Origin of the sequence: Pseudidiomarina aestuarii, from assembly GCF_048263735.1 — a bacterium.
GTDB lineage: Bacteria > Pseudomonadota > Gammaproteobacteria > Enterobacterales > Alteromonadaceae > Pseudidiomarina > Pseudidiomarina aestuarii_B.
On sequence record NZ_JBLXDX010000001.1, the window covers coordinates 404,301 to 430,978 of the forward strand.

Annotated in this window: 27 protein-coding genes and 2 tRNA genes; 11 read left to right on the forward strand and 18 right to left on the reverse strand. The window is 49.3% G+C overall.

The annotated features are described in order from the left end of the window. Positions 1-2 precede the first annotated feature (2 nt). The 10 genes from mrdA (at position 3) to ACN0S4_RS01955 (ending at position 8,632) form a co-directional block, all read left to right on the forward strand. Positions 3-1,880 carry a penicillin-binding protein 2 gene (gene mrdA / locus ACN0S4_RS01910; protein ID WP_417656040.1) on the forward strand — a complete coding sequence of 626 codons (1,878 nt, stop codon included), beginning with the start codon at positions 3-5 and terminating at the stop codon, positions 1,878-1,880. Then, positions 1,864-2,979 carry a rod shape-determining protein RodA gene (gene rodA / locus ACN0S4_RS01915; RefSeq protein ID WP_417656041.1) on the forward strand — a complete coding sequence of 372 codons (1,116 nt, stop codon included), beginning with the start codon at positions 1,864-1,866 and terminating at the stop codon, positions 2,977-2,979. Before mrdA ends, rodA begins: the two co-directional genes overlap by 17 nt. 129 nt (positions 2,980-3,108) lie before the next feature. After that, positions 3,109-4,074, forward strand: coding sequence for a lytic murein transglycosylase B (gene mltB / locus ACN0S4_RS01920; RefSeq protein WP_417656042.1), 966 nt, complete (start codon positions 3,109-3,111; stop codon positions 4,072-4,074). Beyond that, positions 4,067-4,864, forward strand: a complete 798-nt coding sequence (locus ACN0S4_RS01925) for a septal ring lytic transglycosylase RlpA family protein (RefSeq protein WP_417656043.1) — start codon at positions 4,067-4,069, stop codon at positions 4,862-4,864. Before mltB ends, ACN0S4_RS01925 begins: the two co-directional genes overlap by 8 nt. A 76-nt stretch (positions 4,865-4,940) precedes the next feature. Continuing rightward, positions 4,941-6,101, forward strand: coding sequence for a serine hydrolase (locus ACN0S4_RS01930; protein ID WP_417656044.1), 1,161 nt, complete (start codon positions 4,941-4,943; stop codon positions 6,099-6,101). Between the two features lie 3 nt (positions 6,102-6,104). Further along, positions 6,105-6,251, forward strand: coding sequence for a hypothetical protein (locus ACN0S4_RS01935; protein WP_417656045.1), 147 nt, complete (start codon positions 6,105-6,107; stop codon positions 6,249-6,251). Positions 6,252-6,339: 88 nt separating this feature from the next. Further along, positions 6,340-6,609: a DUF493 family protein YbeD gene (gene ybeD / locus ACN0S4_RS01940; protein WP_417656046.1), complete on the forward strand. Its 270-nt coding sequence runs from the start codon at positions 6,340-6,342 to the stop codon at positions 6,607-6,609. Further along, on the forward strand, positions 6,599-7,288 hold the full coding sequence (gene lipB / locus ACN0S4_RS01945; protein ID WP_417656047.1) for a lipoyl(octanoyl) transferase LipB: 690 nt from the start codon (positions 6,599-6,601) through the stop codon (positions 7,286-7,288). Before ybeD ends, lipB begins: the two co-directional genes overlap by 11 nt. After that, positions 7,266-8,231 carry a lipoyl synthase gene (lipA, locus tag ACN0S4_RS01950; protein WP_417656048.1) on the forward strand — a complete coding sequence of 322 codons (966 nt, stop codon included), beginning with the start codon at positions 7,266-7,268 and terminating at the stop codon, positions 8,229-8,231. Before lipB ends, lipA begins: the two co-directional genes overlap by 23 nt. Continuing rightward, the gene (locus tag ACN0S4_RS01955) at positions 8,228-8,632 is read left to right on the forward strand and encodes an MAPEG family protein (protein WP_417656049.1); all 405 of its coding nucleotides are present in this window, start codon (positions 8,228-8,230) and stop codon (positions 8,630-8,632) included. Before lipA ends, ACN0S4_RS01955 begins: the two co-directional genes overlap by 4 nt. A gap of 23 nt (positions 8,633-8,655) precedes the next feature. Here ACN0S4_RS01955 and ACN0S4_RS01960 read toward each other — a convergent pair whose 3' ends face one another. The 17 genes from ACN0S4_RS01960 to rlmE form a co-directional block, all read right to left on the reverse strand. Beyond that, entirely contained in the window at positions 8,656-9,531 is an 876-nt protein-coding gene (locus ACN0S4_RS01960) for a hypothetical protein (RefSeq protein WP_417656050.1), read from the reverse strand. A 12-nt stretch (positions 9,532-9,543) separates the two neighbouring features. Beyond that, complete coding sequence (nlpI, locus tag ACN0S4_RS01965; protein WP_417656051.1) at positions 9,544-10,461, reverse strand: lipoprotein NlpI; 918 nt, start codon at positions 10,459-10,461, stop codon at positions 9,544-9,546. Between the two features lie 103 nt (positions 10,462-10,564). Continuing rightward, the gene (gene pnp, locus ACN0S4_RS01970) at positions 10,565-12,706 is read right to left on the reverse strand and encodes a polyribonucleotide nucleotidyltransferase (protein ID WP_417656052.1); all 2,142 of its coding nucleotides are present in this window, start codon (positions 12,704-12,706) and stop codon (positions 10,565-10,567) included. Positions 12,707-12,818: 112 nt separating this feature from the next. Then, positions 12,819-13,088, reverse strand: a complete 270-nt coding sequence (gene rpsO, locus ACN0S4_RS01975; RefSeq protein WP_169930141.1) for a 30S ribosomal protein S15 — start codon at positions 13,086-13,088, stop codon at positions 12,819-12,821. Between the two features lie 110 nt (positions 13,089-13,198). Then, positions 13,199-14,143, reverse strand: a complete 945-nt coding sequence (gene truB, locus ACN0S4_RS01980) for a tRNA pseudouridine(55) synthase TruB (RefSeq protein WP_417656053.1) — start codon at positions 14,141-14,143, stop codon at positions 13,199-13,201. Then, entirely contained in the window at positions 14,144-14,533 is a 390-nt protein-coding gene (gene rbfA, locus ACN0S4_RS01985; protein WP_417656054.1) for a 30S ribosome-binding factor RbfA, read from the reverse strand. A 6-nt stretch (positions 14,534-14,539) separates the two neighbouring features. Next, on the reverse strand, positions 14,540-17,209 hold the full coding sequence (gene infB / locus ACN0S4_RS01990; protein WP_417656055.1) for a translation initiation factor IF-2: 2,670 nt from the start codon (positions 17,207-17,209) through the stop codon (positions 14,540-14,542). A 23-nt stretch (positions 17,210-17,232) separates the two neighbouring features. Beyond that, positions 17,233-18,732, reverse strand: a complete 1,500-nt coding sequence (gene nusA / locus ACN0S4_RS01995) for a transcription termination factor NusA (RefSeq protein ID WP_417656056.1) — start codon at positions 18,730-18,732, stop codon at positions 17,233-17,235. A gap of 24 nt (positions 18,733-18,756) precedes the next feature. Further along, positions 18,757-19,215, reverse strand: coding sequence for a ribosome maturation factor RimP (gene rimP / locus ACN0S4_RS02000; protein ID WP_417656057.1), 459 nt, complete (start codon positions 19,213-19,215; stop codon positions 18,757-18,759). A gap of 167 nt (positions 19,216-19,382) precedes the next feature. Further along, positions 19,383-19,459 (reverse strand) — tRNA-Met (locus ACN0S4_RS02005). A 65-nt stretch (positions 19,460-19,524) separates the two neighbouring features. Beyond that, positions 19,525-19,609, reverse strand: a tRNA-Leu gene (locus tag ACN0S4_RS02010). 20 nt (positions 19,610-19,629) lie between these two features. Then, positions 19,630-19,962: a preprotein translocase subunit SecG gene (secG, locus tag ACN0S4_RS02015; RefSeq protein ID WP_417656058.1), complete on the reverse strand. Its 333-nt coding sequence runs from the start codon at positions 19,960-19,962 to the stop codon at positions 19,630-19,632. 3 nt (positions 19,963-19,965) lie between these two features. After that, positions 19,966-20,736 (reverse strand): triose-phosphate isomerase, encoded by a 771-nt coding sequence (tpiA, locus tag ACN0S4_RS02020; RefSeq protein ID WP_417656059.1) that lies wholly within the window; start codon positions 20,734-20,736, stop codon positions 19,966-19,968. Positions 20,737-20,846: 110 nt separating this feature from the next. Continuing rightward, positions 20,847-22,184: a phosphoglucosamine mutase gene (gene glmM, locus ACN0S4_RS02025; protein WP_417656060.1), complete on the reverse strand. Its 1,338-nt coding sequence runs from the start codon at positions 22,182-22,184 to the stop codon at positions 20,847-20,849. Beyond that, the gene (gene folP / locus ACN0S4_RS02030) at positions 22,185-22,991 is read right to left on the reverse strand and encodes a dihydropteroate synthase (RefSeq protein WP_417656061.1); all 807 of its coding nucleotides are present in this window, start codon (positions 22,989-22,991) and stop codon (positions 22,185-22,187) included. A 74-nt stretch (positions 22,992-23,065) separates the two neighbouring features. Next, positions 23,066-24,991, reverse strand: a complete 1,926-nt coding sequence (ftsH, locus tag ACN0S4_RS02035) for an ATP-dependent zinc metalloprotease FtsH (RefSeq protein ID WP_417656062.1) — start codon at positions 24,989-24,991, stop codon at positions 23,066-23,068. A gap of 37 nt (positions 24,992-25,028) precedes the next feature. Continuing rightward, positions 25,029-25,655 carry a 23S rRNA (uridine(2552)-2'-O)-methyltransferase RlmE gene (gene rlmE / locus ACN0S4_RS02040; RefSeq protein WP_169930152.1) on the reverse strand — a complete coding sequence of 209 codons (627 nt, stop codon included), beginning with the start codon at positions 25,653-25,655 and terminating at the stop codon, positions 25,029-25,031. A 79-nt stretch (positions 25,656-25,734) separates the two neighbouring features. Here rlmE and yhbY point away from each other — a divergent pair, with 79 nt between their 5' ends. Next, entirely contained in the window at positions 25,735-26,043 is a 309-nt protein-coding gene (gene yhbY, locus ACN0S4_RS02045; protein WP_417656063.1) for a ribosome assembly RNA-binding protein YhbY, read from the forward strand. A 17-nt stretch (positions 26,044-26,060) separates the two neighbouring features. On the opposite strand, the gene ACN0S4_RS02050 is transcribed toward yhbY, so the two are convergent. Further along, complete coding sequence (locus tag ACN0S4_RS02050) at positions 26,061-26,573, reverse strand: hypothetical protein (protein WP_417656064.1); 513 nt, start codon at positions 26,571-26,573, stop codon at positions 26,061-26,063. Between the last annotated feature and the right edge of the window lie 105 nt (positions 26,574-26,678).

Consider the following 26,678-nt stretch of genomic DNA (forward strand, 5'->3'; position numbering starts at 1 on the left):
ACATGAGATCAAGAAACCGACAAACCATCAGAGACAGCCATGCTGAAGCCGCACTGTTTAATCGTCGTGTCGGTTTCGCCATGTTTGTGGTCGTCGTCGTGTTTAGTGTCTTGCTCTACAACATGTACACGTTACAGGTTGTCCAACATGAATCCTTTCAAACCCGTTCAAATGACAACCGGATCCGCGTGGTCCCAATAGCACCGAACCGCGGACTTATCTACGACCGCAATGGTATTTTGCTCGCTGAAAACCGCCCAGTATTGAGTTTGGAAATAACGCCCGAACGCGTCCAAAATCTTGAAGACACACTGCAACGACTGCAGCAACTGCTTGATCTTGATGATGAATCGGTGAGCGATTTTTATACGGCACAAAAACGTGAACGCCGGTTCCGCTCCGTGATCTTTCTCGACAGTTTGAACGAAGAGCAAATTGCACGCTTTGCGGTGCGACAACATGAATTCCCTGGCGTCAGTCTCGAAGCGCGACTGGTTCGTCATTACCCCTACGCAGATGCGCTCACACACGCACTGGGCTACGTCGCCAAGATTAATCGGAACGATGTGATTGAGCTCCGGGAACAAGGCGTTCAAGCTAACTATGCAGCCACGCGCACCATCGGTAAGCTTGGGGTCGAGGGCTTTTATGAAGAACAATTGCATGGCACCGTTGGTTATCAGCAAGTAGAAGTTGATATTCACGGTCGTATGCTACGCACGCTCAGTATTGAGCCACCTATTCCGGGACAAGATCTGTACCTCGAAATCGATTTACCTCTGCAACTCAAAGTCGACGAATTGTTAGGTGATCAGCGTGGCTCGATCATTGTTATGGATCCACGAGATGGCGGTATTCTCGCCATGGTGAGTAAGCCCAGTTATAACCCTAACTGGTTTGCGCAAGGCATCTCTGTCGCTCAGTATCAAAGTTTATTGCAGTCGCGACATTCGCCACTGTTAAATCGCACCACCCAAGGCGGCTATCCGCCTGCCTCAACCATCAAGCCACAGCTTGCGATTGTCGGTCTCGAAGAACAAATCATCACACCTGAGACCAAAATTTGGGATCCAGGTTGGTTCCAAATCAAAGGCGTGGACCATCGCTACCGAGATTGGTTGTCATGGGGGCACGGGTGGGTGAATGTGACCGATGCTATCGTCGAAAGTTGCGATACATTTTATTATGACCTCGCGCTAAAACTCGGTATTGATACCATATCCGAACACATGACACAGTATGGCTTTGGCGAGTATACGGGTATTGATATCGCGGAAGAAACCGCTGCGGTTATGCCCTCACGAGGCTGGAAACGCGCTCGCTTTAATCAACCTTGGTATGCGGGTGAAACCGTATCCATTGGCATTGGTCAAAGTTATTGGACCTCGACACCCATGCAACTCGCTGTTGCCACTTCAGTCGTAGCGAATCGAGGGCAACGTCCGGTGCCGCGGTTACTAGGTGAGATTGGCGACGGGGATATTCGGCTTCCTGCCGTTGTGGAAGAGCGTCCGCCAGTCATCTTGAATAATCCTGAAAACTGGGAGATCGCGCGCGATGCAATGACCAAAGTGGTCACGTCGATTAAAGGTACTGCACGCACTGCGTTTAAAGATGCTACCTACACGTCCGCTGGAAAAACTGGTACTGCGCAAGTTATCGGTATCGCGCAAGATGCCGAATATGATGCAGAAAGCATTGCAGAAGAATATCGCGATAATGCCATGTACGTTGGCTACGCTCCGCATGACAATCCGGAAATTGTGATTGTGCTCGCGGTTGAGAACGCTGGTGGTGGCGGTAGTGTCGCCGCACCATTAGCCAGAAAAGTCATGGACTTCTATTTTAGTCAGGTAAATACCCTTGCAAACAACCGCTGAACGAGAAAGAAATCCTTGGTTACAACGCTTCCACATTGATGGACCGTTGTTTGCGGCACTGTTGGTATTAGCCGTGGTATCACTGGTGACCGTGTATTCGGCCAGTGGTCAGAATATGGCCATGTTGGAACGTCAGGTCATGCGTATTGGTGTGGCCTTTGTCGCCATGTTGTTTATTGCGCAGATCCCACTATCAGCGATACAGCGCTGGTCGCTCCCACTTTTTGCTGCTGGTCTGGCACTATTGCTGGCCGTGCTGTTGTTCGGTGAATCCAGTAAAGGCGCACAGCGTTGGCTGAATATTGGTGTCGCCACGATTCAACCGTCTGAACTCATGAAGCTTGCGGTGCCGATGACCATCGCTTGGTTTATTGCTGAACAAGGTATTCCGCCACGTAAACGACGTCTGCTCGCAGCGATGATATTGTTGCTGGTACCTACGTTAATGATTGCCAAGCAACCTGACTTAGGAACCTCACTCCTGATTGCCAGCTCGGGCATTTTTGTGTTGTTTTTGGCGGGTCCTAGTTGGCGCTTGATTACAGCATTTATCGTCGGTATCGGTTCTTTTATTCCAGTACTCTGGATCTTTTTGATGCGCGACTATCAACGGCAGCGCGTTCTGACCTTGCTGAATCCAGAGAGCGACCCGCTGGGAAGTGGCTATCAAATCATTCAATCAAAGATTGCCATTGGTTCCGGTGGTGTAGAAGGAAAAGGTTGGCTTGAAGGCACGCAATCACAACTCGAATTTTTGCCAGAACGTCACACCGACTTTATCTTTGCAGTATTTGCCGAAGAATTCGGTTTGGTCGGCGTGATTGGATTGTTGCTGTTGTACAGCTTCATCATCTTCCGCGGCCTACAAATTGCGATGCGGGCACAGCAAATCTATCAAAAATTACTTGCTGGCAGTCTTATTTTGACCTTTTTCGTCTATGTCATGGTCAATATCGGCATGGTTTCAGGATTATTGCCGGTGGTAGGTGTGCCGTTGCCTCTGATCAGTTATGGTGGCACCTCCATGGTGACACTACTCGCCGGATTTGGTTTATTAATGGCTATCGCCACCAACCAACGACTGGTGATGCACAACTGAAGACTAGTGAATAGTGAATAGTTAGCAGTGAATAGTTAATAGATAAAAGTGAACAGGAAAAAAGGGAGTGAGCAGAGTGTTTTCTGTTCACTATTCACTGTTCACTATTTACCAATTTGGGGGGGGAGTATGTTTGCTTATTTGATGGCTTTAGCCATATCTACACCGGTCACTGCAGACCGTGATGCGTTTATTGATGAGATGGTGAATCAGCACCAGTTCGATCGTGCTGAGGTCACTGCTGTGCTTGACCGTGCGGAGCTCAATCAAGAGGTTTTGGATGCGATTCAACGCCCTTGGGAAGCGAAGCCTTGGCACCAATATTACCCTATTTTCCTGACCGAAAAGCGTTTAGCTGCGGGATTAAAGTTTTGGCAGCAGCATGCGGATACGTTAGCGCGTGCTGAGGCTGAATTTGGTGTGCCAGCAGCCGTCATCGTAGCGATTATCGGCGTTGAAACGTTCTACGGTGAATACAAAGGCAAGTATCCCGTGCTGGATGCGCTGTACACGCTAGGCTTCCACTACCCGCCGCGGGCTAAGTTCTTCCGCTCTGAGTTACAAGAATACCTATTGCTCACCCGTGAAGAGAAACTCGATCTCGATGAACTCAAAGGCTCTTATGCCGGAGCTATGGGGTATGGTCAGTTTATTTCTTCGTCCTATCGCTATTACGCGATTGATTTTGATGGCGATGGCGTTCGCGATTTATTGTCCAACCCTGTTGATGCGATTGGTAGTGTCGCCAACTACTTTGCTCGTCATGGTTGGCAAGCCGGGCAAACCGTCGCGGTCGAGTTGCCGGATTCCAGCGCGCATGCTGACTTAGTGACAACAGGAATGAAACCGGAACAAACGATTGCGGCGTTGCAAGAACAAGGACTTCAGCTGCCGCAAGGTGCAGCGCTCGACGCTACGCAACTGGCAAAAGTATTTGCCTTTGACCAGCCCGACAGCGTTGACTATTGGCTAGGTTTGCAAAATTTTTACGTGATCACGCGTTACAATCATAGCCCGCTTTATGCCATGGTTGTGCACCAATTCAGTGAGCAGTTAGCCCGTAATTATCATGACCAAGAATCTTTCCTTGAATAAAAGCCGCCAACTCATTGTGGTCGGCTTGGTGTGTACTTTGTTGGCTTGTTCAAGTAAGCCTGCAGGTCGCTATAGTCAGCAACATGACAGTATTCCAACGCGTCTGCCCACGGCTGCCGAATTGCTGGAGCCGACACCGAAGACTCTGCCGCCCAGCAGACAAGGCAATCGCACCTATGAACTTTTTGGTCGCACCTGGGAAGTGATGGGAGATGCGCGAGGATATACCGAAACAGGCACAGCGTCGTGGTATGGCGAAAAGTTTCACGGACATCTCACCTCAAATGGTGAAATTTATGACATGTACGCTATGAGCGCAGCGCATAAGACGCTGCCGCTGCCGACGTATGTGCGGGTGACGAACCTCAACAACAACAAGAGTGTTGTCGTCCGAGTCAATGATCGGGGTCCATTCCATGGTGACCGCATCATAGATTTGTCCTATGTGGCGGCCTATAAACTTGGTTTCTTAGCGAATGGTACGGCACCGGTTCAGATTGAAGCTTTGCATCCTGCGGTCGATAATCAAGAGCTCACGACGACCACTCCGATTGCTGCGGCCTCGACACAACAGTTCTATATTCAGGTGCATTCGGGACGTGATTTATCGCGATTAACCGCAGCTGCGCAGCAACTGACCGAAATTTATCAGGTTCCTGCAACTACCCAACCAAACAACGGTCTACATCGAGTAGTTCTTGGACCTTTTGCAGAAGCGCAGACTGACCGCCTTCTGCAGCAACTGAAAGCCGATGGTTATGCCGACGTTTTTCGCGTTTCTGCCGAGTAAGGCTCTGCCTTAACGCTTGAAACGTGGTAGGATCGCAGCCGTTTTAAACATTACGACAATAAAGAGATTGGAGCCCATGCATCGTCTGCTAAAGCAATTCGTCACCACATTCACTTTGGCCGCTATATTTGCCTCTGCGGCGCACGCTGCAATAGTCCCACCTGCCCCCACCATTAATGCCCGCGGTTATATCCTCTTGGATTACGACACAGGTACTGTATTGGTTGAAGGCAATGCGGACGAGCAACTGGCACCGGCAAGCCTCACTAAAATGATGACCAGTTATATTATTGGTCGTGAAATGCAGGCTGGTCGAATTTCGAATGATGATCTAGTGACCGTCAGCGAAAATGCGTGGGCTAAAAATTATCCTGATTCTTCAAAGATGTTTATTGAAGTAGGCAAACAGGTCAGCGTAGCCGACCTCAACCGCGGAATCGTGATTTCCTCTGGTAATGATGCCTGTGTGGCGATGGCAGAGCATATTGCCGGTTCTGAGGATGCCTTTGCCGACCTCATGAATACCTATGCTGTCGAACTCGGTCTCTCTGGCTCCAACTTTACCAATAGCCACGGTCTGCCTGACCCTGATCAATATACCACCGCCCGTGACATGGCGAATTTAGGTATGGCTCTGATCCGTGATGTGCCAGAAGAATATGCTTTGTATGCCGAGCAGTCGTTTACCTACAACAATATCAAGCAATACAACCGCAATTCATTGTTGTGGGATCGCAGCATGAATGTCGATGGCATCAAAACCGGTCACACCGAAGAAGCAGGCTACAGCTTAGTCACTTCGGCTACTGAGGGTGATATGCGGTTGGTTGCTGTAGTCATGGGCACCAGTAGCGAGCAAGCGCGTAAAGTTGAAAGCAAAAAGCTATTGAACTACGGCTTTCGTTATTTCGAGACGGTAACGGCTTACCAAGCTGGTGAGAGTTTTGTCGACCATCGTATTTGGGGTGGTGAGAGCGATACCATTGCTCTTGGTGTCGCCGATGAAATCGTCGTTACAATTCCACGCGGTCAACGCGATAATCTAAAAGCAAATTTCGAGCTTAGCCAAGAATTGGAAGCACCTATGGCTGCAGGCATGCAAGTGGGTACAGTGTACTTGCAATTAGATGGCAAAGACCTCGCCAGCTTTCCACTGGTGACGCTGAGCGCTGTCGAAGAAGGTGGTATGTTCAAACAACTCATGGATTGGGCAACGCGCAAGTTTAGCGAAGAATAATGCATGGCAGGGACTGTTTATTTAAATGGTCAGTGGTTACCCGCCGCACAAGCACAAGTCTCGGTCTTTGACCGAGGCTTTTTGTTTGCGGATGGCGTTTATGAGGTCATTCCCGTGCATGGCAGCCGTTCGTTAGAATTGATGATATAATTATGGGCTCTGGTGGTTGTGGACCTATCACTCAGCAGTTGGCTGAGGCGTTCCACAACAGTAAACGTCACCACATGGGGATGCAGTAATGGAAAAAACCCGATTTGATGAACTGGTCGAGTTCCCCTGCCACTTTACTTTTAAAGTGATGGGCGTAGCGACCCCGGAATTACCTGACAAGGTTGTTGCGGTAGCGAAAGCGCATGCACCGCATGACGACTATGCCCCGAGCGTGAAGCCTAGTAGCAAGGGCAATTATCATTCTGTTTCGATTCGGATCCGCGTCGAAAGTCAGACTCACATTGAAACCGTCTATCGTGCACTCAGCGATATTGACGAAGTTCGCTATGTCCTCTGAGCCTTCAGTCGCCACTTCATTAACTATTCGCCATCTTGGCAGGCAGCCCTACGAACCAGTTTGGGCGGCCATGCAGCGGTATACCGATGAGCGAACTGATGCGAGTACCGACGAACTCTGGGTACTTGAGCACGAACCGGTATTTACCCAAGGTCAAGCCGGCAAAGCTGAACACCTGCTTGCTCCTGGTGATATCCCAGTCGTGAAGGTCGATCGGGGTGGTCAAGTGACCTATCATGGTCCTGGTCAGCTAGTTGTGTATTTTCTCCTCGATATTCGCCGTCTAAAGATCGGTGTTCGGCAATTAGTTTCACACATCGAGGAAACCATCGTCGATATGATGGCGAGTTATGGCGTCAATGCCGCTGCTCGTCCTGATGCCCCAGGCGTTTATGTTAATAATGAAAAACTTTGTTCGCTCGGATTGCGTATTAGAAAAGGTTGTTCTTTTCACGGTCTCGCGCTGAATGTGGACATGGATTTATCACCTTTTTTACGCATCAACCCCTGTGGTTATGCAGGCATGCAAATGGTCCAATGCCGTGAACTTAATGGACCACAAACCGTTGCCGAAGCTGCGGAAAAAGTAACGCAATTGTTCGCGCAACGGATCGGTTATACTGCCATTCAAAATTGTACAGGATTTAGCAACGCTTATGTCAAAGCCAGTGAGAGTTGAACCCGGAGTTAAACTACGCGATGCCGATAAAATGGCATTGATTCCGGTCAAAGTAGTTCCAACTGAGCGCGATCAAATGCTTCGCAAGCCCGAGTGGTTGAAAGTGAAGCTGCCGGCATCAACGCAACGCATTGATGAAATTAAGCAGGCCATGCGCAAGCATGGATTGCACTCTGTGTGTGAGGAGGCCTCGTGCCCGAACTTGCCAGAATGTTTCAATCATGGCACGGCGACCTTCATGATTTTGGGCGCTATTTGTACGCGTCGGTGTCCATTTTGCGATGTCGCACATGGTCGCCCACTCGCCCCTGATCCAGATGAAGCAGTGAAGCTCGGTCAGACCATTCGCGATATGAAAGTGAAATATGTGGTCGTGACTTCGGTGGATCGTGATGATCTCCGCGACGGCGGTGCCCAGCACTTCGCTGATTGTATTCGTGAAATCAGAGCACACACACCAAGCATCCAAGTTGAGGTGTTAGTTCCGGATTTTCGTGGTCGCATGGATATCGCTCTCGACATCCTCACCGGCGAAGCGCCTGATGTGTTTAATCACAACTTAGAAACGGTACCGCGCATGTACAAGGCAGCGCGTCCAGGTGCGAACTACCAATGGTCACTGGATTTATTGCAGCGCTACAAAGCGGCTCGACCAGACATTCGCACCAAGTCAGGGTTAATGGTTGGACTCGGTGAAACCAATGAAGAAATTCTTGATGTCATGCGCGACTTAAGAGCGCATGATGTTGATATGTTGACGATTGGCCAATACTTACAGCCAAGTCGTCACCATTTGCCGGTGACACGTTATGTGACGCCAGCGGAGTTTGAGATGTTTCGTGAAGAGGGTGAAGCAATGGGCTTCACTCATATCGCGAGCGGTCCATTGGTCCGTTCGTCTTATCATGCCGACCTACAAGCGGCAGGCAAGGAGGTTAAATGAGTACCTTGATTTGGTGTTTATTAATAGCTGGTTTATTGCCGATTGCTGCGAAAGCCCCAGTCGTTTACTTTCAAAACCGAGATAAAGGGTACGATAATCGTCACCCGCGGGCTCAACAAGCTCGTTTGACCGGTGCTGGAGCACGCGCGGTAGCTGGGCATTACAATGCCTATGAAGCCTTCCCTCTGTATGCAGCAGCTATTCTGCTAGTTATCGCGACTGAGCAAGTCACCACCACGAATATTACCTTGGCCATGGGTTTTATTGGCCTTCGCGTGGTCTATCATGTGCTCTATTTGGCGAACTTTGACAAGCTACGCAGCCTCATTTGGTTATTTGCGCTGCTCTGTCCGGTCATCATGATTGCTCAAACCGCAACCGCCGTTGCAACCCTCCCGTAAAACTGTATTCAGTAGAGCGCAGCTTATTGTTGCGCTCTGCGAATCAGCTCCAAATACAATTCAGGCCAGCGATTGGTATCGTGGTACTGCATTGCAGTAAAGAAACCGACTGGGCGCCAAGCATAGCCCTCAGCATGCGCACAGGTATTGATACTGTGTAAGCCCACTTGCTGACTATTACGAGTACCTAACCGCCAACGCCCGTCACTCTGCGGTACGCCAAGTTGTTGCCAACTCGAAACGGCATCGCGCCATGGCAGCTCAGCCCAAAGCGTTTGTAATTCAAGCGCCGACAACACTTCTCTCTCGGTCACGACCACATTTAAACTATTGCCACTGTAACGTCCTGCACAAAAGTTTTGCGCAAGACTTGGACTCATTGCATATTCATCCACTAATCCTAGCCAATGGCCAATTTCATGGGCCATCAGCATGACATCAGCTCGCTCTGGCAGCATCAGTACTCGCGGATCCACGCTGGCAATAAAGCTTCCACGAAACACAATGTGTTGTGAGGCTGCTTCACTAGGTAACAACGGTAAAGTACAGCGTTGGCGCTGACGAGCCCCTTCAATATCACAGTCTAATTCTAGTGTTGGATAGCGTTTCACTTGGAGACACGGCGTAAACTCGGACAAGGGATGGTTTTGCCAATCCTGTAACAGCTCAGCATAGAAATGGTCATCCGCCTCATGGGGCGGAATCCATATCTGAATTGGATTCGAACAGGAAGATTCCACATACGATGCTAATGGATCGAGGAGCTGTGCAGGCAACCATTGTTGGTGCCACTCCGTTCGGTCAAACGGCAATTGCCATGGCGGCTGTGTGGACGCAGCAAGTGCTGGGGCAACCCACATAAAACAAAGCGCAGTAATAAAACGCTGCAAGCAGGACATCAGAATAGGCACCTACGCAGAGGTTGAAGCAGACGAACGCTGACTTTTTAATTCAATTGCTCGTTGTGATCGTAAGATTTCAACTTCAGCAAATCGGTGCTCAAGGAACATGAATACATTGGTGCTCATCGCTAAACGAAAATAGACCATCGCAGTAGCATGCTCGCCCTGCTGTTGTTTCAACTTGCCGAGATAGAAATAGGTTTCGCACATTCGCTCGGCCATCGTCTCGTCAGCACCCAGATTGCGAGTCGCATACCGATCGATGAAATCTTGTTCTTTGACCACGCCGAGCATTAAATCAGTGAGCACCCAGCCCCATTCTGTGGTTCCATGACGCACACGATTCTGTGCGAGATGAGTACGCGCAGCCTCGATATCCACTTCGAGCTCGGCGAGATACAGCCAAATGGCTCGATAAGGATCTTCGGGTGCGCGATCATAAAACAACTTAAAATCATCGACCGCTAGGTCAAACCGCCCATCATAATAAGCTGTGACACCTCGATTAAGGTGCGCGTATGGATGTTCTGGGTCGAGTTCTAACGCCGCTTCTAGAGCTTCATACGCAAATTCAAACTCTTCAATTTGCGAGTAGTGAATACCCAAATAATTATAGGCATCGGCTAAGCGCGGGTCATAATCGAGGGCATGGTTGAAATCAATTCGTGCTAGGGCTAACAAGCCCAGCGCATCGTGTAATGAGCCACGACGATAGAGTAATTGCGCTTTATTTTCCGCATCGAGCTCGAGATCATGTGCCAACACTTCATTGAGCTTGGCAATTTCAAGTTGATACCGAATATCGGCTTGCTGCGGCGTGACCACCATCAAGTTTGCAAGAATTTTCGACTGTTCGCTGGTTGGTGCCAAAGCACACCCTTGCAGTAATGCTAGAACACCGAGCAACCAGCCCCACTGACTTCGCATGCGTGTTTCCTTTTCATTGTCGTCTCGCCATCATAACGCAAGCGGCCCAAAAAAAGAAAAGGAGCCAGCGGCTCCTTTTCAAACTTTTTGTAAGCAAAGACAATTATTCGTCGTCAGCTTGCTCGGTTGGCGCTTCCGCAGCTGGAGCTGGTTCCGCTGCTGGCTTATCAGCAACTTCTTTCATGCTCAAACGGACACGACCTTGACGGTCAATTTCTAATACCTTAACCGGCACTGTATCTCCAACTTTCAGATACTCATTCACATCATTCACACGCTCTTCAGCGATTTGTGAAATATGAACCAAGCCATCTTTACCCGGTAAAATAGTCACAAATGCGCCGAAATCGACGATGCGAGCAACTTTACCTTGGTAGATACGACCAACTTCGACATCAGCGGTAATTTCTTCGATACGCGCAATGGCAGCGTCAGCAGAAGCTTGGTCTGTTGCAGCGATACGAACAGTACCGTCATCGTTGATTTCGATATTAGTGTTGGTTGATTCAGTCAGTTCACGAATGACCGCGCCACCTTTACCAATTACGTCACGAATCTTGTCTGGGTTAATTTTCATGGTGTGATAACGTGGCGCATAGTTCGATAACTCAGTGCGTGCACCAGAAATCGCTTCGTCCATCACTTTCAAAATGTGTAAGCGAGCGGCTTTAGCTTGCTCCAACGCTTTTTCCATGATTTCACGAGTAATACCGTCAATTTTGATGTCCATCTGCAATGCAGTGACACCATCAACGCTACCCGCTACTTTAAAGTCCATGTCACCTAAGTGATCTTCGTCACCCAAGATGTCCGATAGTACGACGTATTCATCGCCTTCTTTCACCAAGCCCATGGCAATACCAGCAACCGATGCTTTAATCGGAACACCAGCATCCATCAACGCTAACGAGGCACCACAAACAGAAGCCATAGAGCTAGAGCCGTTTGATTCAGTGATCTCAGATACCACGCGAATGGTGTACGGGAATTCTTCTTGTGATGGCATAACCGCTTGCACACCGCGCTTCGCTAATCGGCCATGGCCAATTTCACGACGTTTTGGTGAACCGACCATACCGGTTTCGCCAACACAGTATGGAGGGAAGTTATAATGCATCATAAAGCGGCTATTGGCGCTGCCTGCAATGTCATCAATAATTTGTGCGTCACGCTCAGTACCTAAAGTAGCCGTGACTAACGCTTGCGTTTCACCACGGGTGAATACTGCAGAACCGTGTACGCGTGGTAACAAACCTGTCGCAATGTGCAATGCACGAACCATATCAACATCACGACCATCAATACGCTTCTCGCCAGCAATAATGCGGCGGCGTACGACTTCACTTTCTAGGCCATGGAAAATGTCGCCGATTTCTTTCGCTGACAACGTTTCATCAGCGGCAGTCAGTTGCTCAACGACGCTTGCTTTCAATTCTGAAATTTTCGCGTAACGCTCTGCTTTCTCAGTAATCAAATAAGCATCACCGATACCTGCTTCTGACACTTCACGAACTTTCGCAATCAACGCATCGTTTTTCGCTGGAGCAGTCCATTCCCACTTCGGTTTGCCAGCTTCAGCAGCAAACTCGTTGATAGCGGTGATCACGCCTTGCATTTGCTCGTGACCGTAAACGACCGCGCCTAACATGGCGTCTTCGCTCAACATCTCAGCTTCTGATTCAACCATCAATACGGCACCGGCAGTACCAGCAACCACTAAATCAAGTTTCGAGACTTCCAACTCATCGCGAGTCGGGTTTAAGACATACTCACCATCCACAACACCCACACGTGCAGCACCGATTGGACCTGCAAACGGCACGCCGGAAATAGCTAATGCTGCAGACGTACCAATCAAGGCAACGATGTCTGGAGATACTTGTGGATTGACCGAGATAACCGTCGCTACAACCTGAACTTCGTTGTTGAAGCCTTCAGGGAATAGTGGACGGATTGGACGGTCGATGAGACGACAAGTCAGTGTTTCGTTTTCTGATGGGCGGCCTTCACGTTTGAAAAAGCCACCTGGAATTTTACCCGCAGCGTAGGTACGCTCTTGATAATTCACGGTTAAAGGGAAAAAGTCTTGGCCTTCTTTGGCCTCTTTCTTAGCGACTACTGTCACTAATACAGTGGTATCGTCCATACTGGCTAATACTGCACCAGTAGCTTGGCGCGCCATCGCACCAGTTTCTAATGTTACGGTATGCTGACCGTATTGGAATTGCTTCGTAATCGGATTCACGTTTTAGTTTCCTTCACTCTTCTCTTACTTATGATTTCTTACTTTCTGGTCAAATTTTACATATATCTTAAAGAAAAAAGGGGCCACAAAGGCCCCTTTTTTTGAACAATGCTTAACGACGGATTTTCAGTCGCTCAATCAGGCTTGCGTAGCGCTGATTGCTTTTACGCTTCAGGTAGTCCAACAATTTACGACGTTGGCTAACCATGCGTAACAGACCACGACGTGAGTGGTGATCTTTCGCGTGTTCTTTAAAGTGGCTCTGTAACTCGTTAATGTTCGCAGTCAGCAACGCTACTTGAACTTCTGGTGAACCAGTGTCGTTTTCGCCTTGACCAAATTCTTTAACGATTTCAGCTTTTTGTGCCGCAGTTAGTGACATATATTACTCCTGATAAATGAATATTGTCAGTGCCGATCACTAATTCAGCACTAACCCAATCGCCGTGCATTATACGGACTAACCTTGCTAAACGCAATCACACGAAGTGCTTAAATCAATGGAATTCCGTTCAAAACACGTTTCGGAATCACGTGTCCGTCACGATGCCAACCGATGCCAAGAAAACAACCATCTTCTTGCCGAACAATTCGCCAAAAATCCGTCTCGCCGACCGCTGTCTCGGCTGGCCAGCGCGCTGGATTGCCACTACAGAATTTGCCGACTTCGGCACCGCCTATGTACAACGTCGGTAATTGTTGAATCACACAGTCATTGGGTTGCAGCATGACCTCAATAGCCGCGTAATCTGGCTCGGGTTCTTCGCGGTTCGGAGCCAGTGCAGCCAGATCGTCAATAGTCACCCAAGGACCTTCAACACCCTCTATCCAAGTGCGATGTAAAGCGGCGACATGAGCACCACACCCGAGCCGTTGGCCGAGGTCATCAATCAAGGTTCGAATATAAGTGCCCTTACTACAGGTGACTTCCAGTTTGAGCTGGTCGTTCGAAAAATCGAGAAATTGAATCGAGCGAATGTGAATAGTTCGCGTCTTACGCGGCACATCAATACCCAGTCGTGCGTAGTAATACAGCGGCCTGCCTTCGTACTTGAGTGCTGAGTACATTGACGGTGACTGACTCTGTTCACCTTCAAACTCAGGCAGTAACGAACGAATGGTGGCCTCATCAACGGTGACCGGTTGCTGCGATACCACCTCACCTTCCGCGTCACTGGTGGTCGTGCGAACACCAAGTTGAGCAGTTACTTGATAGGTTTTGTCGGCTTCAAGAGCAAAGTGAGAAACCTTGGTAGCCTCGCCAAAACACAAGGGCAACAAACCGGTTGCCAGTGGATCGAGAGCGCCAGTATGACCCGCTTTATTGGCATTAAAAAAACGCCGCACCTGTTGTAGTGCGGCGTTCGAGGTTACAGCCAATGGTTTGTCGAGCAAAATCACACCGCTCACATCGCGGCCTGACTTTCTTCGTCCCATTTATTCGTCTCCGTCTTTCGAACCTGAGCGTTGTTTGTCATTACGAATCGCTTCATCAACGAGCCGCGACATGCGAATCCCTTCGTTCAACGATGGGTCATGAACAAACCGCAGTTCTGGAGTAATCCGCGCACGTACGCGTTTACCCAGCAGTGACCGAATGAAACCAGAGGCCTCATTCAGCACTTTCAAGCCCGCTTTGACCGCATTGTCGTCATCTTGCATGAAGGTGACAAATACTTTGGCATAAGCGAGGTCACGCGATACTTCAACTGCAGAAACCGTGACCAAGCTTACCCGCGGGTCTTTGATTTCTCGTTGGAGTATCATCGCGATTTCTCGCTGATACTGCTGTCCGACGCGGTCGGTACGACTAAAGTCTTTTCCCATAGTAGGTTACAGACTCCGCTCGACTTGGATGGTTTCAAATACTTCGATTTGGTCACCCACTTTGACGTCGTTGTAGTTCTTCACGCCGATACCACATTCCATACCGTTACGGACTTCTGCAACGTCATCTTTGAAGCGGCGCAATGAATCCAGCTCACCTTCGAATATCACTACGTTCTCACGTAGGACACGAATCGGCGCTGAGCGCTTAACGATACCTTCGGTAACCATACAACCTGCAATCGCACCAATTTTCGGTGATTTGAAGACATCACGAACTTCGGCCAAGCCAATGATTTGTTGCTTGAACTCAGGGGCAAGCATGCCGCCCATCGCCAATTTCACTTCATCAATCAGGTCATAGATAACACTGTAATAGCGCAAATCGACGTTTTCTTGCTCGATCAAGCGTTTCGCAGTGGCATCCGCACGAACGTTGAAGCCAACCACAATCGCGCGCGAAGCACTGGCCAAGGATGCGTCGGTTTCAGTAATTCCGCCCACACCAGAACCGATGATGTTCACTTTCACTTCGTCGGTCGACAACTTGGTTAATGCATCAGAAATCGCTTCAAGCGAGCCCTGTACGTCTGACTTCAGTACGATGTTCAGCTCTTGCACTTCACCTTCAGCCATGTTCGCAAACATGTTTTCCAGCTTCGCTTTCTGCTGTCGTGCCAATTTAACTTCGCGATATTTACCTTGGCGGTAGTTAGCGACTTCACGTGCTTTACGCTCATCACGGACTACGGTTGCTTCGTCACCCGCTTGCGGGACACCTGACAAACCGAGAATCTCGACCGGAATTGATGGCCCTGCTGACTTCACTTCTTGTCCAGTCTCGTCACGCATCGCACGTATGCGACCGTATTCCAGACCACACAAGACGATATCACCTTGGCGCAGCGTACCTTCCTGAACCAAAACTGAAGCAACTGGACCGCGACCTTTATCAAGGCGTGACTCAATCACAATACCGTGAGCCATGCCATCAGCCACAGCTTTCAAATCTAATACTTCTGCTTGCAGGAGAATGCTCTCGAGCAGTTGCTCAATACCTTCACCGGTATGCGCAGAAACTGGCACGAATTGAACATCACCACCCCATTCTTCAGGGATAACGTCGCGCTGTGCCAATTCGTTTTTAACGCGATCTGGATCCGCTTCATGCTTATCCATTTTATTGATCGCAACCACAATAGGTACACCGGCAGCTTTCGCGTGTTGAATCGCTTCCAACGTCTGCGGCATCACACCGTCATCAGCAGCAACGACCAAGATCACGATATCCGTAGCGCTAGCACCACGAGCACGCATCGATGTAAATGCAGCGTGACCAGGAGTATCCAAGAACGTGATCATGCCTTGATCCGTTTCTACGTGGTACGCACCGATATGCTGGGTAATACCACCAGCTTCACCTGATGCGACTTTCGCTTTACGAATGTAATCCAACAGCGATGTTTTACCGTGGTCAACGTGACCCATTACGGTGACAACAGGTGCGCGTGAAACCGCGTTGCGATCTTCTTCGCCGTGACGATCGGCAAGGACTTCTTGCTCGAGCGCGTTATCGCTAACCAGAACGACTTTGTGACCCATTTCTTCAACCACCAAAGTTGCGGTTTCTTGGTCTAGTACTTGGTTAATGGTAACCATCTCACCCATTTTCATCATCGTTTTGATGACTTCACTGGTTTTGATCGCCATGCGGTTAGCTAGTTCACCTACCGTTACCGTTTCACCGAGCTTCACTTCACGTTCTACCGGTGATGCTGGCTTGGTAAAGGCTTGTTGTAGAGTTGACCGCTTCGAGCCCTTACGACGCTTCTCACGACGTGGCGCTTCATCACGCTCATCGTCTTTCGCGCGACGTTTGCTCTTACGGCGACTACGGCGTTCTTCATCAACATCTTGATCGTCTTCAGCAGCTTGAGCGTGCGTCGACGTAGTAAAGTGAACGTCTTCTTGTTCCGCTTTTTTACGCTTCGCTTCTTCTTCCTGCCAGCGAGCAGAGTTTTCTTCTGCTAATTTACGCGCTTCTTCCGCTTGGCGTTCCGCTTCAGCTTCGGCTTTCTTGCGAGCTTCTTCTTCCTGCACTTTGCGCAAGCGCTCGGCTTCAGCTTTCGCTTCATCAGCCTTTTGACGCTCTTCTGGCGACATCGCAGCACGTTTCTCAGCTTCAGCTTTCGCCTTCGCTTTTTCTTTCTCTTTGCGTGCAGCTTCTTGTTTCGCTTTTTCTTCCGCAGCTTTCTTATCGGCTGCAGCTTTCGCTTCCGCGGCTGCTTTCGCTTCCGCTTCTTTACGTTGTGCTTCAGCTTCAGCGCGCTCGCGCTCAGCTTGTTCTTGTTCTGCACGTTGCTGCTCGTCAATCGACGACCGCTTCACATAGGTGCGTTTTTTCCGCACTTCAACTTGTACCGATTTGCTCCGACCTGGACCACCACCGATACTCAACGTGCTTTTTTCTTTGCGCTTTAACGTCATTTTGCTCGGCTCAGCCGAACCTTGGCCACCATGGGCCTTGTTCAAATGCGTTAATAACGCCTGTTTTTCGCCCTCGGTCACGCTGTCGCCTGGCTGTTTTTTCATGCCCGCTTCGGCAAACTGCTGGACCAAACGATCAACTGTCGTACCGACATCTTTGGCTAGTTTATCTAGCGTTACTTCTTCCATAATCTGTTGGACCCCCGTTGACCTTATTCGTCATCACCGAACCAGCAAATGTTACGCGCTTGCATAATCAATTCACCCGCTCGTTGCTCGGTTAATTCTTCAATATCAGCAAGGTCATCAATACCCTGCTCTGCTAATTCTTCAAGAGTTCTCACGCCACGACTTGCCAACACATAGGCTAAGTGGCGATCTAATCCTTCAAGGCCTAATAAGGTTTCATCAGGCTCTGAGCTCTCTAAACTTTCTTCGTTCGCTAAAGCTTGTGTCGTTAATACACCTTTAGCACGGCTCCGTAATTCTTCAACAATGTCTTCGTCCATACCATCAATGGCAAGTAATTCATCCATAGGTACGTATGCAATTTCTTCTAACGAAGAGAATCCTTCGTCAATCAACACTGCTGCAAAATCTTCATCAATTGCTAAGTTCTTCGTGAACAAATCCAGCAAACGTTGCGCTTCGGCTTCGTTTTTCTCTGTGAACTCATCAACAGACATGACATTTAACTGCCAGCCCGTCAGCTGGCTCGCCAACCGCACGTTCTGTCCAGCTTTACCGATAGCCTGGGCTAAGTTGCCTTCTTCGACTGCGATATCCATTGTGTGCGCTTCTTCATCGACAACAATCGATGCAACCTCAGCAGGAGCCATCGCATTGATGACGAACTGAGCCGGATTATCATCCCACAGCACGATATCAACCCGTTCACCACCGAGTTCACCCGATACGGCTTGAACTCGAGCGCCACGCATACCAACGCAAGCGCCAACCGGGTCGATGCGACGGTCATTACTCTTCACGGCAATCTTCGCGCGTGAACCTGGGTCCCGAGCTGCGCCGCGAATTTCAATCATTTCTTCGCCGATTTCTGGCACTTCAATCCGGAATAACTCAATCAAAAAATCAGGATTGGTTCGGCTCACAAAGAGTTGTGCACCACGTGCTTCAGGGCGAACATCGTACAATAGACCACGAACACGGTCGCCAGCGCGAACCGACTCACGTGGTAACATCTCTTCCCGATAGATAATCGCTTCCGCGTTGTTACCTAAGTCGAGAATGACATGCTCGCGATTTGCGCGCTTAACAATACCACTGACCAGTTCACCAACCTGGTCACGATATTCATCGACCACTTTGGCACGTTCAGCTTCACGAACTTTCTGCACGATTACTTGTTTAGCGGTCTGCGTGGTAATGCGGTCAAACTCAATCGAGTCAATTTGCTCTTCCACATAATCACCAGCTACCACGTTCGGATCTTCATACTGCGCTGCTGCTAAGCTGATTTCGCGGTACGGATGCTCGAGCGGTTGCTCGCTGTCATCGACGACCATCCAGCGGCGGTACGTATCAAATTCGCCCGTAGTGCGGTCAATACTGACGCGCACTTCGATGTCACCATCGTATTTTTTCTTCGTTGCATGCGCGAGTGCTGACTCAAGCGCTTCGAAAATCTTCTCGCGCGGTACGTCTTTCTCATTCGATACCGCTTCTGCAACCATTAAAATTTCTTTTGCCATTGCCTTGCCTCGCCTACAAAATCCTTAGTTGAACTGAGGAACTAAATGAGCCTTTTTGATAGTCGAATGAGCAACGGTAAACGTCTCTCCGTCGACAACGAAAGTGATTTGATTACCGTCTACTGCGGCAATTTCACCTTTAAATTTACGTTTACCTTGCTGTGCCATGGTTAATTCGACAGCCGCGATTTCGCCCACGTAGTCAGCGAACTGCTGTGCCGCAAAAAACGGTCGCTCCATGCCTGGAGAGGACACCTCAAGGAAATATTCGGTATTAATTGGGTCTTCAACGTCAAGAATAGCGCTGACTTGATAACTTACCTGTGCGCAATCATCGACGCCCACGCCGTCGGCATGGTCAATATAGACTCGCAATGTTGAATGCTTACCCGCGCGAACAAACTCCACGCCCCACAGTTCAAAGTCCAATGCCGCCACTGCAGGCTCTAGCATTTCCATTAAACGCTCTTCAATTCGTGCCAAAGACCAACTCCTAAAACAAAAAAAGGGCGTAATCGCCCAGTGTAATTGACTGCCAAATCGTTGAATTGCACCACGAAAGTACGCCATTCAACGCTGCAGCAGAGGTCACATAGTAAAAAGCCCCGAACTGCTGCGGGGCTTTAAAACACACTGGACCCTGTGTTAATTGGTTGCGGGGGCAGGATTTGAACCTACGACCTTCGGGTTATGAGCCCGACGAGCTACCAGACTGCTCCACCCCGCGTCCGAAAACGTGCCAAGTATTATACGAATTTTCACTTGGAAAGCAACCGCGTACGGCTGCAAATTTGGTGCCGAAGATGGGACTCGAACCCATACACCCGAAGGCACTACCCCCTCAAGATAGCGTGTCTACCAATTCCACCACTTCGGCTTTAACTTGTACTGCTTAACTTAGTTTCCAGTAGGAACGTCGCTGGACTCATCCGTACCCGTAGGAACTTCTTGCATTTGCACTGGCGTCTCTAGGTTCTCAAATTCACTTTCTGTGTCACCTGAACCTGACGCTAAGTTACCTAAGATTAAGCTTAAAACAAAAAATATTACGGCTAACACAGCGGTGGTACGAGTTAAAAAGTTACCCGATCCGCCTGAACCAAATACGGTATTCGACGCACCAGCGCCAAACGAGGCACCCATGTCCGCACCTTTGCCTTGTTGAATCATGATGAATCCAATCAAAACTAAGGCGATAATCAAATACGCAATCAATAGAAATTCTTGCATGTTTTACTCACTCCGGGTCGCGGCAGTACAAATATCCACAAATGCTTGAGGATCTAAACTTGCACCACCAATCAAACCACCATCGATATCCGCTTCAGCAAATAGTGCTGACGCATTTTCAGCGTTAACGCTGCCACCGTATAACAGTGGGATTTTTGTGCCCGTTGCCTGCAATTTTGCAGTCAACCAGCTTCGAATAAATTGATGCACTTCTTGTGCCTGTTCTGGGCTGGCTGTCACACCCGTGCCAATTGCCCAAACCGGTTCATACGCAATAATTAACCGGCTTGCCCACTGCTCAGCTGTTGCCAATGGAAGTTCACTTAGTGCTTCCGTTAACTGCGCTTCGATAACCGCGAAGGTTGTCTCAGTAGAGCGCTCCGCTGCACTTTCACCAACACAGAGCACCGCAGTCATTGCTGGTGCTGACTGGTTCAGCACCGCCGCTAGCTTCGCTGCCACTCGGGGAGAATCACCATAGTAGCTGCGACGCTCTGAGTGGCCGATGAGTACCAAGCTCACACCCGTTTCATTCAACAGCTGCAAACTGTGCTCACCCGTGTGGGCACCACTGCCATGTTCGTTCACATCTTGCGCGCCAAGGACGATATCATCGTAACCGGCGACTTGTTGCCACTGCGGTAATAATACGGCTGGTGGACACACGGCGATGTGAACAGAGCGCAGGTCATCCTGACGAGACCGCAGCGCTTCTGCTAACTGCTCGCATAATGCTCGATTACCATTCATTTTCCAATTGGCGATAACCCACATAAGCGTCTCTTTTGATTCCCTACAACAGAGCGGCGAGATATTACATAACCTCATCGCAAGTTACAAGCGGCGAATGCGCTTTACGCATTCATTCGCTCAACATTTCGCCACTAACTAGCAGCTTCAACTTCACTGGCAATTTCGTCGGCGTAGGCTTTCACAGTCTTTGCGTCTTGCCCTTCCACCATCACTCGGATCAGCGGCTCGGTACCAGACTTCCGCAATAGCACTCGACCATTGTCTCCCAAGGCTCGCTCTACTTCAGCAACAACCGCTTGGACATTATCTGCCTGCAACGGATCCGAGTTGCCCTGAAAGCGAACATTAACCAGCGCTTGTGGATACTTGTGGAACGGTGCCAGCATCTCATCTAAGGCTTTGCCTTCGCGGAGCATAGCCGTCAGTACTTGTAAGCCAGCGATAATACCGTCACCGGTACTATGGTATTGACGATTAATAATATGGCCAGAGTTCTCGCCACCAATACGCCAGTCGCGTTTGACCAATTCTTCCATCACATACCGATCACCCACTTTAGCGCGAACGAATGGAATGCGGCGGTCGGTGAAGAATTTCTCTAGTGCAAAATTACTCATCAGCGTGCCAACAATACCGCCCTGCAATAAACCATCTTGCTGCGCCGCACGTGCTAGGATAAAGACAATATCGTCGCCATCGACAATTCGCCCACTCGGCGTGACTAACATAATGCGATCACCATCACCATCCAGCGCAAAGCCTAAATCTGCTTTTTCTTTCAGCACTTTTTCGCGCAATGCGTCCAAGTGTGTGGCACCACATTTTTCGTTGATGTTGACACCATTCGGCTCCGTGCCGATTTCCCAAATGTCAGCGCCAAGTTCACGCAGTACATCTGGCGCAATGTGGTAAGTCGCACCGTGCGCGCAATCCACCACAATACGCATACCGCGCAGCGACAAATCACTCGGGAATACGCTCTTACAAAACTCGATATAACGACCGGGCGCATCACCAATTCGACTCGCGCGCCCCATGTCTTCCGAAGGAACACATTTAATGGGCTCATCGAGCAAACGCTCGATCTCGGCTTCAACATGGTCGGGTAACTTGCTACCGATATCTGAAAAGAACTTAATGCCATTATCGTAATAGGGGTTGTGCGAAGCACTGATGACAATGCCTGCAGCAGCTCTAAAATTACGGGTCAAATAGGCGACAGCCGGCGTCGGCATAGGTCCGAGGAATTCCACGCTCACGCCTGCTGAGAGCAAGCCGGCCTCTAGTGCAGACTCCAGCATATAGCCAGAAATCCGCGTATCCTTACCCATCAAGACCCGATAGTTACCGTTGGCAGATAAGACCGTTCCTGCTGCCCAACCGAGTTTGACCGCGAAGTCAGGTGTGATCGGAAACTCACCGACGCGACCACGTACCCCGTCGGTACCAAAATATTTACGCTGACTCAATTAATTATCTCCTGCCAAGGTTGCCGCCACTATTTTCATGGCATCAACCGTTTCCCTGACATCATGCACGCGAATAATGCGTGCGCCTTTCATTGCGGCAATCGTTGCCGCTGCGATACTTGCAGACAGGCGTTCAGCCACATCTCGACCCGTTACCTGCCCCAACATGGACTTGCGCGACACACCAATCAGCAGCGGTAACCCAAGTTCGTGAAATGCCTGTAATCGTTGTAATAATTGGTAATTATGCCTGATAGATTTACCAAACCCAAAGCCTGGATCAAGAAAGATACGACTCGAGTCAATACCGGCTGTAGCACAAGCACGCACGCGGTCACTTAAAAAGGATTTTACCTCACCAACCACATCGTCATAAGACGGCTCGTGTTGCATGGTTCTGGGCTCACCCTGCATATGCATCAAGCACACGTCTACTTGACTTGCGGCCGCCGCGTCCAAGGCTCCTTCAGCACGTAATGCCTGTACATCGTTAATCATTGCCACACCCGCATTGATGGCTTCGCGCATCACTCCGGCTTTGGACGTATCTACGGAAACTTTCACGGCAAAGCGTGACCGAACCGCTTCTACCAACGGAATCACTCGCTCTAACTCTTCTTGCAACGTCACGCTAGCGGCACCCGGTCGCGTCGACTCACCACCAATATCAATATAATCGGCGCCCTCTGCAACCAGTTGTTCCACTTGTCGTAAAGCGCGATCGAGCGTCGAGAATTTACCGCCATCAGAGAAGGAATCGGGCGTGGTATTCACAATTCCCATCACCTGAATCAATGGTGACCCCATGCAAAAATTTCCTTAAATTGTCTTCCCGAGGAAAGGGATGCAAAAAAAAGCCCCTGAACGGGGCTTTTGATGACTTAACTCGCCGGAGCGTCGCCCGGTTTACCGTTCGTTAGTGGCTCATCAGAATTTGCTGTAGCGCCACTACCACCCGATGTATTTTCAGGCTTTCGCCAATCACGTGGCTCACGAACATCACGTCGATTCATCAGGTCGTCAATTTGATCGGCATCAATGGTTTCGTACTTCATCAACGCGTCTTTCATCGAATGCAGGATATCCACATTCTCTTCCAAAATACGCTGTGCACGCTGATAGTTACGGTCGATAAAATCTTTGATCTCTTGGTCAATGGCACGAGCCGTTTCGTCGGACATGTGTTTATGTTGCGTCACTTGACGTCCCAAAAACACTTCGCCCTCGTCTTCAGCATAAAGCAATGGCCCCATTTTTTCTGACAGACCCCATTGCGTCACCATCTTACGAGCGATCATGGTTGCCCGCTCGATATCGTTTGATGCGCCAGTTGTGACTTTCTCGTCACCGTAGATAATCTGTTCCGCTAAACGACCACCAAACAGACTTGAAATCATACTCTCTAAATGCTGCTTCGAATGACTCACTCGGTCTTGCTCCGGCAAGTACATGGTCACACCTAAAGCGCGGCCACGAGGAATAATCGAAACTTTGTAGACAGGGTCATGCTCTGGCACTAAACGTCCAACAATGGCATGGCCGGCTTCATGATAAGCAGTCATTGCTTTCTCTTCATCCGTCATAACCATCGAACGGCGTTCCGCGCCCATCATGATTTTGTCTTTCGCTTTATCAAACTCTTCTTGTGAAACCACACGTTTGTTACCACGCGCTGCGAACAATGCCGCCTCGTTCACTAAGTTGGCTAAGTCAGCACCAGAAAAACCAGGCGTCCCGCGCGCGATAACGGATGCATTCACATCGTCACCTAACGGCACTTTGCGCATGTGTACTTTCAGAATTTGCTCACGTCCGCGCACGTCTGGCAGACCTACCATTACTTGACGGTCAAAGCGGCCTGGACGTAATAACGCTGGATCTAATACATCTGGACGGTTGGTTGCGGCAATCACAATAATACCTTCATTGCCTTCAAAGCCGTCCATCTCAACCAGCATCTGGTTCAATGTTTGCTCGCGCTCATCGTGTCCACCACCGAGACCTGCACCGCGCTGACGACCGACCGCATCGATCTCATCAATAAAGATGATACATGGCGCCGATTTCTTCGCTTGCTCGAACATGTCACGCACACGCGACGCACCGACACCCACAAACATTTCAACGAAATCAGAACCTGAAATCGAGAAGAATGGGACGCGGGCTTCGCCAGCAATCGCTTTCGCTAATAAGGTTTTACCAGTTCCCGGAGGACCGACCATCAACACGCCTTTCGGAATTTTACCGCCGAGGCGTTGGAAACGACTTGGGTCTTTCAGATAGTCGACCAGCTCTGTCACTTCTTCTTTCGCTTCATCACAGCCAGCAACGTCGGCAAAGGTCGTTTTGATTTGGTCTTCACCCATCAAGCGAGCTTTACTCTTACCAAATGACATCGCGCCGCGGCCACCGCCACCACCTTGCATTTGACGCATGAAGAAAATCCACACACCAATCAACAGCAGCATCGGGAACCACGAAATCAATATCGAGGTCAGCATGCTTTGCTGCTCGACTGGTTTACCGACTACCTCAACATTGTTTTCCAACAAATCGTTTAGCAGTTGGTTGTCATTCCATGGAATTACTGTCTTAAATGTTTCGCCGGAGCGAGTCTGCGCAACAATTTCACGCTCCTCAATGGAGATATCCGCTTTGCGAATATTGCCATTATTCACTTGGGCGATAAATTTGTCATAAGACACTGTATTGTTGGCCGCTGTGCCTGGGCTGAAACTGTTAAAAACACTCATCAGCACTACAGCTATCACTAGCCACAGAATTAGATTTTTTGCCATATCGCTCAAAGCCGGTTACCTCATTCGTTATTCAGCCCACAGAGTACTACAATTTATAGCCGGTCGCCACTAAGTAGACCTCACGCGACCGCGCTCGGGAAGAGTCGGGCTTACGACTTTTCACCGTAGTAAAAGCAGCTCGCACTGCCTTTAAATAATCCTCAAAACCTTGCCCATGAAATACTTTGACGACAAAACTGCCATTCGGTTTCAACACCTGATGACACATGTCGAGTGCCAGCTCCACGAGATACATCGCGCGCGGCTGATCGACAATGTCCGATCCGCTCATATTCGGAGCCATATCTGACAATACTACATCTACGTTTTTGCCACCGATTCGGGTCAATAATGCGTCTAGAACGCCTTCATCTCGAAAGTCACCCTCGAGGAAATCGACACCAGCGATTGGGTCCATCGGTAAAATATCACAGGCAATCACACGGCCTTGGCCTTGCGTCGCCTCAACCACGTATTGTGACCAACCACCGGGAGCTGCCCCTAAATCGACAACATTCATTCCCGGGCGAAGAATACGATCTTTGTTCTGGATCTCTTCTAATTTAAACACAGCCCGTGAGCGCAAACCTTGCTTTTGCGCTTTCTGTACATAGTGGTCTTTAAAATGTTCCTGCAGCCATCGAGAGCTGCTTGCAGAGCGTTTTTTTGCCATTCTTTCTTACTCAACTAGCGTCTACCCCCTACATGGCGGTAGAATAGCGGAAATTCAAGTCTGTAGAGAGCATTATGACATGGCAAACGCCACAACTTTAAGTAATAAACAAAAACAACACCTAAAAAGCTTAGCGCATCCGCTCAAACCAGTGGTGTTGTTAGGGGCAAATGGTCTCACTGAAGGCGTTATGGCTGAGATTGAGTTGGCTTTAGATCATCATGAATTGATCAAGGTTCGTGTACCTGGCGAAGAGCGTGAAGAACGGGAAGCCATCTACGCAACCATCGTTGCGCACACTGGCGCACATCGCGTTCAAGTGGTCGGCAAAATTTTGACCCTCTACAAGCCAAGCCCTGAGCTAAAAATCACTTTACCTCGCAAATAAACAGTCTCGTTCTGGACTTATAGCTCCTGCTGCTGGTCGTTGATCGCAACGGCCAGCGCTTTGCCAACCTGCTCTAGCGCTGTTTTAATATCTAGTACGTTACTGCGTTCCAACATAAAGGTATCGAGCATCACGCGCTTGGTCTGCTCAGTAACGGGCACACCATTGAGCTTCAAAATCGGTTCTGCGAGCGCTAATCCGGCGAGAGTCTTGTCAACGAAAACCCGATTGTCATAACCTGGCCGCACTTCGCCAAGTTCGCCCGGCTGCGGATAATGTAAACGTTGATTCGGTGCAAAAAACCAATCCAACGAAATACCATTTCGCAACAACCCTTCCACCAGCGTGGAATAGTTGACCTTGCCCCGCCGCTTCCAATTTGCATAAGTTGTGGCTGAAACGCCAAGCCAGCGCATGACGTGACTTATTTTGTGCTCGCCTGACAGCAGTCGGAGACGATACATACATTCTTCGAGATCGGGTAATTCCACCTTGCTTTTCATCCCTGTGTGTGATTTATTTCGACTCATGTCAAGTGACTCGTTTTTGGTATTTTTAGTGTCATTTGACATGTTTTTACCTTCGTTTGACTTCATTCGTGAGTTTATAGTGAATTCACAATAAAACTCACATCA